Here is an 8754-nt window from a genome sequence, read left to right as displayed (position 1 = left end):
GCGCCTTATCGTCGGCAGCGTCAGATGTGTATAAGAGCCAGACCCACCGTCGATGGCCGCGACGGAGACATTGCCGGAGTCACGCAGCACGTCCACGAGTTGTCCCGACCGGGCGTCCCAGAAGCGCACGGCCCGGTCGCCCGCCGCCGTCATGATGCGCTGTCCATCCGAGGAGAACGCGCCCGACTCCACCTTCTCCGCATGGCCCACGAGGCGGTGGACCTCCTTGCGCGACGCCAGGTCCCAGACCCGCGCGCTCCGGTCCGCGCTCGTCGACAGGAGCCGTCCACCGTCCGGCGAGAAGGCGACGGCGATGACGTAGTCGTCGTGTTCGAAGCGCAGCTGTTCGGCGCCGGTCTCGGCGTTCCAGACGCGGACCGCCTTGTCCAGGCCACCGGAGGCCAGCTGCCTGCCGTCGGGCGAGAAGGCGAGCCCGCGCACGACGTCGGTGTGTCCCGGAATCACGGCGCGCTGCCGGCCCTGGCGCCAATCCCAGACACGGATTTCCCCGGGCCTGCCCGCGGAAGCCAGCCAGCGGCCGTCCGGTGAGAAGGCGACGGCGTGGACCTCGGCCGTGTGGCCCCGGAGCTCCGCCAGCAGCTCGCCGCGATCCACGTCCCAGAGCCGGACGACGGAGTCGTAGTGACCGGAGGCCAGCACCCGGCCATCCGGCGTGAACGCCAGGGCCAGCACCGAGCCCTGGATCCGCTTCGACCAGCGCAGTGTGGAGGCGTGATCCACCGCCCGGCCCTGCCCCCACTGCGCGGCGAGCGAGTCCCGCGATGCCCGGGCCAGCGCGAACGAGGCCGCCGCCACGCCCCACTGCCTGGACTCGGTGGCCGCTTCGCCCTTCGCCTCGTAGACGCGGGCCCGCAGGTCCCGCTCCTTCGTGGCGTCCGGCGTGCCGCCGCCGGAGGAGCGGTGCGCCGAACAGGAAGCAAGCAACAGCGCGAGACACCACCACCGCATGAGTCTCCTCCCGGGAACGCGCCTTCGGGGCAGGACCGTACCCCGGAGCTGGGAGGAAGCCATGCCCGGGCCTACAGGCCCGTCGGATAGGTCTCCGGCGCTTCGCCGCGCTCCCAGCCCGCGGTGCGCTCCAGTGGTTCGAGCGCCCGCGTCTCATCGAGGTGCAGCATCGCGTCGAACTGCTCCGGCAGCCGGGTGTGGAAGTAGTGGCTCATGCGCTCCGTGTCGGGCCGGTAGATGACGCCGATGGCCCGCTGCAGGCGCCGCTCGCGGATTGCTCCGGCGGCCTCTCCCAGCTCGCGGAGGTTCAACAGGAAGCCCGGCAGCCCGACCTGGTGGAAGAGGGACTCGCAGCTGCCGGGCAGCCCGTGGCGGACCTTCTTCCGCTCGGCGGCCCCGCCCCAGTTGGAGGCCGCGGTGACGGTGCCCCGGTACGTGCTGAAGCCGATGAGCCGCGTCTGTCCCGGGTGCCGCTGGCGCGTCAGCTGCCCCAGGTTCACCTCGCCCGAGTCCCCCATCTCCGTCGCGCGAGCATCCCCGACGTGGGAGTTGTGCGCCCAGACCACGATCCGCGCGTCGCCCGAGCGCCGCGTCAGGAACGCCAGCAGCGCGTCCAGCGTGTCCGCCATGTGCGTGTCGCGCAGGTTCCAGGACGAGACGCGCCCATGGAACATCGACCGGTAGTACTCCTCCGCGTTCCGGACGACGCGCGCGTTCTGCTCCGCCTCGAACTGCGCGTCCTCCGCCGCGTGCCCGTCCCGGTGCAGCAGGGACTCGCGCTCCCGCTGCAGCTCCCGGAGCTGGGCGATGACCTGGCGCTCGCAGTCCGGTGACAGCCCCAGCGACGTGGCATGGCCGTAGTCCTGCGGATCCTCTCCGAAGTGCTCAAAGCACGCGTAGCGGTGCCGGGCGCGCTTCGCGGCCTCCGGATCCGCCCGGTCCAGGTAACTGAGCACCGCGCCCATGGAGCCATGGAGGCTGTAGAGGTCCAGCCCGTAGAACCCGACCTTCTCCCGCGCCGGGCGCCGGTCGTTGTGCGTCCGCAGCCAGCCCGCGAAGTCCAGCACGTCCGCGTTGCGCCACATCCACGAAGGGAAGCGCTGGAAGTCGGCGAGCGACTCCACCGCGTCCACGTCCCTGCCCATCGCGCGCACGTAGCGGTTGATGCGGTACGCGTCCGGCCAGTCCGCCTCCACCGCGACGGCGCTGAAGCCCTTCTCCTCGATGAGCCGCCGCGTCAGGAGCGCGCGCAGCCGGTAGAACTCATGCGTGCCGTGGGTCGCCTCGCCAATCAGCACGCACCGTGCGTCTCCCACCAGGTCCATCAGCGGATCAAGATCCTCCCGCGTTCCCTGGAGCGGCCGCACGGTCTCCGCGATGGCTCGCACCAGCAGTGCGTCCTCCCGGGTCGCCATGGTGTCTCCTCCCCCCTTTTCTTCAAGGGTTGGGTCGCCCCGCGTGGATGGAAGGCAGCGAGCAGCCAGGCGGCGCCCAAGTCCCTGGGAGTCCTCGGGAACTCTTAGGTTCAGAGAATCAAGCAACTCCTGACCCGGGGGCGGCGATAACTCCTCCCAAAGGACTCCCCCATGACCCAGATCAAATCCCCCACGGGCTTCATCTCGTCGCTGAAGACCGCCCTGAAGACCGCCAGCACGGACGGCAAGGCAGTGGGCGCTCCGGCCCTGAAGAAGGCGCTCCAGGGCGCCGACGTGGGCAAGCTGACTCCCCAGCAGAAGAACCAGCTGCGTGACGCCTTCGAGCAGGTGAAGTTGACCCCGAAGGCCCGCGAACTCGCGGACAGCTTCGTGAAGGGCAAGAACGACAGCCTCAAGAACCCGGACGACGGCGTCATCGTGAAGATCGTCGCGGACGATCCCCTCCGTGGCGGCGGCACTACGGGCGGTTCCAGCTTCAAGCCCCCTGCGGACAGCGGCGTCGTGAAGGTCATGATGGACGACCCCACCCGTGGCTCGAAGCTGCCGGACTTCACTCCGCCGGACGGCGGCCGGGTGAAGATCCGGATGGATGACCCGACCGGTGGCTTGAAGCTCCCGGACTTCAAGCCCCCCACGGACGGCGGCCTGGTGAAGGTCATGATGGACGACCCCACCCGTGGTTCGAAGCTGCCGGACTTCACGCCGCCAGACGGCGGCCGGGTGAAGATCCGGATGGACGACCCCACTGGCGGATTGAAGCTGCCGGACTTCACGCCGCCGAAGGACGGCGGCCTGGTGAAGGTCATGATGGACGACCCCACCCGTGGCTCGAAGCTCCCGGACTTGAAGCCCCTGGATGGCGGCATCGTGAAGGTCAAGATGGACAGCCCGGTCTGAGCGACCGGAAGGCGAAGTCACGGCCCCCATGAAGTCGCGCAAGAAGGTCGTGGTCATCGGCTCGCGTTCGGATGACGCCACCCGCTTCGTCGCTGAAGCGGTGGAGCGTCGTCGGGCGCGAGCCGTCGTCCTGGAGACGGACCGGGTGCCGGACTCCGCCGCGTTGTCCTGGGAGGACGGCGAGGTGCACTGGGACGGTGAATGTCTCAGCGACCTGCGCTCGTTCTACCTCAAGCTCGTGCGCCTCTCGCTCCCGGTCCCCGAGGCCGAGGCCCTGACCGGGCGCAACTTCCCGCGCTGGCAGGAGCAATACCTGGCGGAGCGGGAGCGCCAGTCGTTCCTGCACTCCGTGCTGCGCTCGCTCCACCGGCGTGGCTGCTCGTTCGTCAACCCGCTGGAGGCGGTGGAGCTGCACTACCTGAAGCTGCACCAGCTGGCCCTGCTGCGCCGTCACCGCATCCCCGTCCCCAGCAGCCTGGCCACCGCTTCGCCAGACGCGGTGCGCGAGTTCGTCGCGCGCCACGGGTCCGTCATCTACAAGCCGCTGGGCGGCGGCGCGATGGTGCGCAAGGTGGAGGAGGCGGACCTCACCGACGAGCGGCTCCAGTTGCTCGCCAACTGCCCCGTGCTGTTCCAGGAGCAGATTACCGGCGACGAGTTCCGCGCCTACGTGCTCGACGGCGAGCCCGTGGCCGCCTTCCACATCCCCACCGACGGCGTGGTGGACGCGCGGCAGAACCTGCACCGGGTGAAGCCCGCCCGCCTGCCGAAGGAAGCCTGGGCGTTGTGCCTCAAGGGCGCCAGGGCGCTGGGCATGGTCTTCACGGCGGTGGACCTGCGGCGCACGTCCGAGGGTGCCTTCGTGGCGCTTGAATTCAACCCCACTCCCGCCATCTCCTTCTTCGATGATCCGCGCGACGGCAAAGTCATCACCCGGCTCGCCAGCTACCTCGTCTCCAAGGCCTGAGCGCCCGAGCGGGTTCTTCATCGCGGACTTCGCCGACAGCATCTTCGGCCCCGTCCCCGCCCCCAGGCCGGAGGTGTTCCCGCCGTCCGCGACCGCCTGGACGCGGCTGGCGTCCGCGTCCGACACGCTGCACGCCGCCATCCGCCATGAGTTCGCCGAAGGGGGCCGGGTGCTGCACGTCTGCCTCCGGGACGTCCTCTTCCCGGAGCGCGCCGAGGCGATGCACCAGGCCCTGCGCGACGCGCGGTTCGTGCGCCACCACCACGGCGCCTATGCCCTGCACATCGCGCCGCTGGACCAGCAGGCGCCCTCCGCCCTGACGGACTTCTGCGCGTGGCTCAAGAGCGAGGACGGCGCGGCCTTCCACGCCGCGCTGGTGGGCTGGCCACAGCCCCTGGAGACCCGGCAGGTGCAGGTGTCGCGCATGGAGGTGGGCGAGCACTTCCCGGAGCACCACGACACGGACGAGGAAGGGCTCGCCGTCGTCTACAACTTCACGCGCCCCTGGGAGGACCGCTTCGGCGGCGTCCTCACCTTCCGGCATCCTGAAGCGGACGCGGACATGATGCGCGTCCCCCCGCTCTTCAACTCGGTGTTCATCTTCCGCGCGAGGGGTGCCCCCCACCGCGTGACGGAGTGGACGTCCGCGGCGCAGGGCCACCAGCGCTACTCCGTCACGGCCTTCATCCTCGCGAAGCGTTGAGCGCCCGGCCCTTCCCTCGAACCCAGGCTCGCGGCCGGCCGCGCGGGGCTACACTCGAGCGCATGTCCAACCATGGCCAGGCGCTTCGCGGTCTTTCCCAGACACGGCTCGCTGACCTGACGTCCGCCCTGCGGGGCCACATCGAGCGCGGAGAGCTGCCCGGCCTCGTCGCGCTGGTGGCGCGCGGGGACACCGTGCACGTCGACGCGCTGGGAACCAAGGACCTCACCGCCGGTCCTCCCATGAGGCGGGACAGCCTCTTCCGCCTCGCGTCCATGGCCAAGCCCATCACGGCGGTGGCCACGCTGATGCTCGTGGAGGAAGGGAAGCTGGCGCTCGACGGCGCCGTGGACCCGTGGCTGCCGGAGCTGGCGAACCGCCGCGTCCTGCGCAGGCCGGACGGCCCACTCGACGACACCGTTCCCGCGAAGCGCGCCATCACCGTGCGTGACCTGCTCACGCTGCGCTGGGGCCTGGGCGCGGTGATGGCACCGCCCGGCACGCATCCCATCCAGCGGGCCATGGCCGAGGCCCGGGTGACGCCCGGCTTCCAAGCCATCACGGATCCACCCGACGAGTTCATGCGCCAGCTGGGCACGCTGCCGCTCCTCCATCAACCTGGAGAGCGGTGGGCCTATCACACGGGCTATGAGGTCCTGGGCGTGCTGGTCGCGCGGGCGTCGGGCATGCGCTTCGACGACTTCCTCCGTGAACGGCTCTTCGTGCCGCTGGGCATGAAGGACACGGCGTTCATCGTGCCCGCGGAGAAGCTCGACCGGCTCACGATGGCCTACGCTCGCGACCCGGCCACGGGACGGCTGGAGGCCTGGGACACGCCCGCGAACAGCTACTGGTCCCGGCCTCCCGTCTTCATCTCGGGAGGAGGCCAGGGCGGGCTGGTGTCCACGGCGGATGACGTCCTGGCCTTCTGCCGGATGCTGCTCGCCGGTGGCATGGCCGGGGGAACCCGCGTGCTGTCCCGCGCGAGCATCCAGGCGATGCTGACGGATCAGATTCCGGAGGAGCAGAAGGCCGCCTCGCCCTTCTTCCCCGGCTTCTGGGATGCATCGGGGTGGGGCTTCGGCGGGTCCGTCACCACGAAGCCGGACGGCGTCTCTCCCACCGCCGGCCGCTACGGCTGGGGTGGTGGCTACGGCCCGATGTTCTTCATCGATCCCCAGCAGGACCTGACGGCCGTCCTCCTGCTCCAGCGAAGGATGCAGGGCCCCGACGACGAGGCCCTGGCCATGGAGTTCTCCAAGAGCGCGTACCGGGCCCTGGAGGACTGAAGCGCGGCCTTCAGAGCGCCGGGGCGGGGGTCGCGCCGGGCTGGGCACTCGCGGTGGTGGACGGGGCGCCGCTCCGCGCGGCGGCGTCCAGGTTCGCGAGCCCCCGCTCGAAGTCCTTGCCGAGCATCGTGTCCATGTTCACGACGAGCGACATCACCTTTCCCAGCAGGGTGTTCTCGCCCTCCATGCTCCAGCTCACGCGGGTGCCGCCGTTCTCGGGCGTGAGCGTGAAGACGGCCTGGTTCGTGGCTTCGAACGGCTTGAAGAACTCCAGCTTGAGGACGACGCGCGCGCCGGGCTGGCTCTCCACGATGGTCATGCGACCATCCCCGGACTTGCCACCGCCGTAGGTGAAGCTGGCGCCCGGTCCCTCGTCAGGCCCCGCGAAGGACTGGGTCACGCCGGGCGCGGGCTCGGAGCGGTACGGATTCCACGTGTCGAACCGGCGCAGGTTGTTGATCAGCGCGAAGACGGTGGCCGGGGGCGCAGCCACGTGCGCGTTGCGCTCGATGCGGAAGCGGTCCGGCCGGGTGGCGACAAAGGCGCCCAGCGCGACGACGAGGATGAGGGCGGCAATTGCGAGCTTGATGGCCATGGCGGGCTTCCTGTTCGTGTCAAGGCAGCTCCCGGGTCAGCGGGAGGGTTCCGCTCCACGTCGAACGAGGGGCCGCGAAATCGACACGGCATTTCGCCCCCTTTTGGAGGCAGGCGCCTACCCGGCCCCACCCGGGCGAACGGTCACTTCCCCACGGGTCGGAGCGCCTGGAGCCGAGCCTTGTCCAGCTTCGCGGCGACGCCCACGCTGCGCCCCGCCAGGTTCGCGACGACGTATTGCACGGAGCTGCCCAGCACCTGCGCGCTCTCCGACAGCGTGAGCCCGTAGTCCTGCTCCAGCCACTGCGTCAGGCCCTGCGTCGCGGAGCGAAGGGCGTCATCCAGCGAACCGCCCTGCCCCAGCGCCATCAGGTGCGTGGGCGACTCCACGCGGGGCGTCGAGGGCGGCGGCTTGCCGTGCAGGACGTCCACGGTGAATTCGACGTCCATGGACGTCTCCAGCGCGTACTGGGACGTCTCGCCATCGCCCTGCGCGGCGTGCGCATCCCCCAGGTACAGGAGCGCCCCGGGCTGCGCCACGGGCAGGTAGACGGTGTTGCCCTCCACGACTTCGTTGAAGTCCATGTTGCCGCCGTAGCGGCCGGTGTCGCCGGTGGACAGGGGCGCGGCGCCGAAGCCGGGCGCCACCGCCAGGCCGCCCAGCATGGGCCGCAGCGGCACGGTGAAGGTCTTCAGGCGTTCCGTCGGAGTCTCCGGGGCCGCCACGCCACGCTCGAGGTCAAGCTTCCAGCGAACGGGCTTGCCCAGCTCCGTCGCCTTCGCGGCCAGGCCCGTCGTGAGCGCGCGGCCCACGATGCTGTCCAGGCTGTCCGCGAACGTGCGGTTCAGCTTGAGGCGGCGGATGCGGATGGCCAGCGTGTCACCCGGGTTCGCGGTGGCGATGAAGAACGGCCCCGTCTGCGGGTTGCCGAAGAGGGCGCGGGTGACGCCCTTCGCGTCCATGCCACCGGAATCGAGCGTGGAGGTGCGCACCGTATCGCCCGGCCAGACCGTCAGTACCGGCGCACGGTGCGCGGTGAACTCGTTGGACCACGAGGTGGGCGTGAAGTCGTGCACGCGCGGAGCCCCGGCGGGACGCACGGGAAGCAACCGGGCCGAGAAGGCATGCGGCACCCGCGCCTTCGGGTTGTTGCTGTCGGGGTAGTCCGCGGTGCCGCGAAGCGATTCACCATTCACCTTGCCATCGAAGACGTAGGTCTGTTGACGCGAGTCCGTGACGACGAAGTGGACGGAGTTGCCCGTGCGCTCCCCCTTCAGAGCATCCCCGTCCAGTTCCCCCAAGAGCCGCTTCCCGTCACGCTCCAGTATGAGCAGTTGATAGGCGGGGTTGCCCCACAGGTCGGTCGTCACGAGCCAGGACTCGGAGGCTGCGAGCACACTGGCCGGGAGACAGCAGAGAAGGACGGAGAGGAAGCGGAGCATGGGCCGGCGCAGTGTAGAGGAAGGCCCCCGACGCGCGAGGACCTGAAGCACCGGGGATGCCAAGAGGAGCGCCACGGCTCTGGCCGCACCGGGCGACTCCACCATCCATCACTGGACCGTCCACGGCGCCGCATGCAGGAGAGCCCTCCCGCGCAGGAGCATGTCGCCCGAAGCGGCTCAACAACCCCGGCGACCCGAAGCTCGGCGCGAGGACACGCGCCTCAAGGAGCGCAATGGCGGGCCGCGACGTTGCGCCGGAGTGGGCGAAGCCAGGCCCTCGTCAGGGGGGCTCCCCGGGAGCCCGTTCCGCAAAACCTGTCCGACAGTCGGACAGGTTCGCGCAGCATGGGGCCCAGGGGCACGCCGACCAGGAGCCGGCGAGGACGGTGGACCCGCGCGTCCATCAAACCGGTCCAACTGTCGGGCGGGTTCACGCTGCATGAGGCCCCAGGCCGC

The 8754-nt window shown here is 70.3% G+C and carries 8 protein-coding genes; 4 read left to right on the top strand and 4 right to left on the bottom strand.

Going from position 1 to position 8754, the window contains the following annotated elements:
* Both D7W79_RS46435 and D7W79_RS13200 read right to left on the bottom strand, forming a co-directional pair.
* A partial coding sequence (locus tag D7W79_RS46435) for a WD40 repeat domain-containing protein (RefSeq protein ID WP_147441909.1) occupies nt 1-969 on the bottom strand: 969 nt, incomplete at its 3' end.
* 71 nt (nt 970-1040) lie between these two features.
* Complete coding sequence (locus D7W79_RS13200) at nt 1041-2384, bottom strand: erythromycin esterase family protein (protein ID WP_120525728.1); 1344 nt, start codon at nt 2382-2384, stop codon at nt 1041-1043.
* A 171-nt stretch (nt 2385-2555) separates the two neighbouring features.
* Between D7W79_RS13200 and D7W79_RS13195 the strand changes: the two genes are divergently transcribed.
* From D7W79_RS13195 to D7W79_RS13180, 4 genes are all read left to right on the top strand, one after another.
* A complete protein-coding gene (locus D7W79_RS13195; protein ID WP_120525727.1) occupies nt 2556-3302 on the top strand; it encodes a hypothetical protein in 747 nt (248 codons plus the stop codon).
* A gap of 28 nt (nt 3303-3330) precedes the next feature.
* Nucleotides 3331-4269 carry an ATP-grasp domain-containing protein gene (locus D7W79_RS13190; protein ID WP_120525726.1) on the top strand — a complete coding sequence of 313 codons (939 nt, stop codon included), beginning with the start codon at nt 3331-3333 and terminating at the stop codon, nt 4267-4269.
* Nucleotides 4270-4342: 73 nt separating this feature from the next.
* Nucleotides 4343-4972, top strand: a complete 630-nt coding sequence (locus tag D7W79_RS13185; protein WP_244221747.1) for a 2OG-Fe(II) oxygenase — start codon at nt 4343-4345, stop codon at nt 4970-4972.
* 62 nt (nt 4973-5034) lie between these two features.
* Nucleotides 5035-6261 (top strand): serine hydrolase domain-containing protein, encoded by a 1227-nt coding sequence (locus D7W79_RS13180; RefSeq protein ID WP_120525724.1) that lies wholly within the window; start codon nt 5035-5037, stop codon nt 6259-6261.
* Nucleotides 6262-6271: 10 nt separating this feature from the next.
* On the opposite strand, the gene D7W79_RS13175 is transcribed toward D7W79_RS13180, so the two are convergent.
* Nucleotides 6272-6856: an SRPBCC family protein gene (locus D7W79_RS13175; RefSeq protein ID WP_120525723.1), complete on the bottom strand. Its 585-nt coding sequence runs from the start codon at nt 6854-6856 to the stop codon at nt 6272-6274.
* 143 nt (nt 6857-6999) lie between these two features.
* Nucleotides 7000-8298: an acetamidase/formamidase family protein gene (locus D7W79_RS13170; RefSeq protein WP_120525722.1), complete on the bottom strand. Its 1299-nt coding sequence runs from the start codon at nt 8296-8298 to the stop codon at nt 7000-7002.
* Nucleotides 8299-8754: the final 456 nt, after the last annotated feature.

The organism is Corallococcus exercitus, assembly GCF_003611585.1.
In the GTDB taxonomy this organism is placed as follows: domain Bacteria; phylum Myxococcota; class Myxococcia; order Myxococcales; family Myxococcaceae; genus Corallococcus; species Corallococcus exercitus.
The sequence above is the reverse complement of the archived record's forward strand: the minus strand, read 5'-3'. Positions and strand labels throughout refer to the sequence as shown.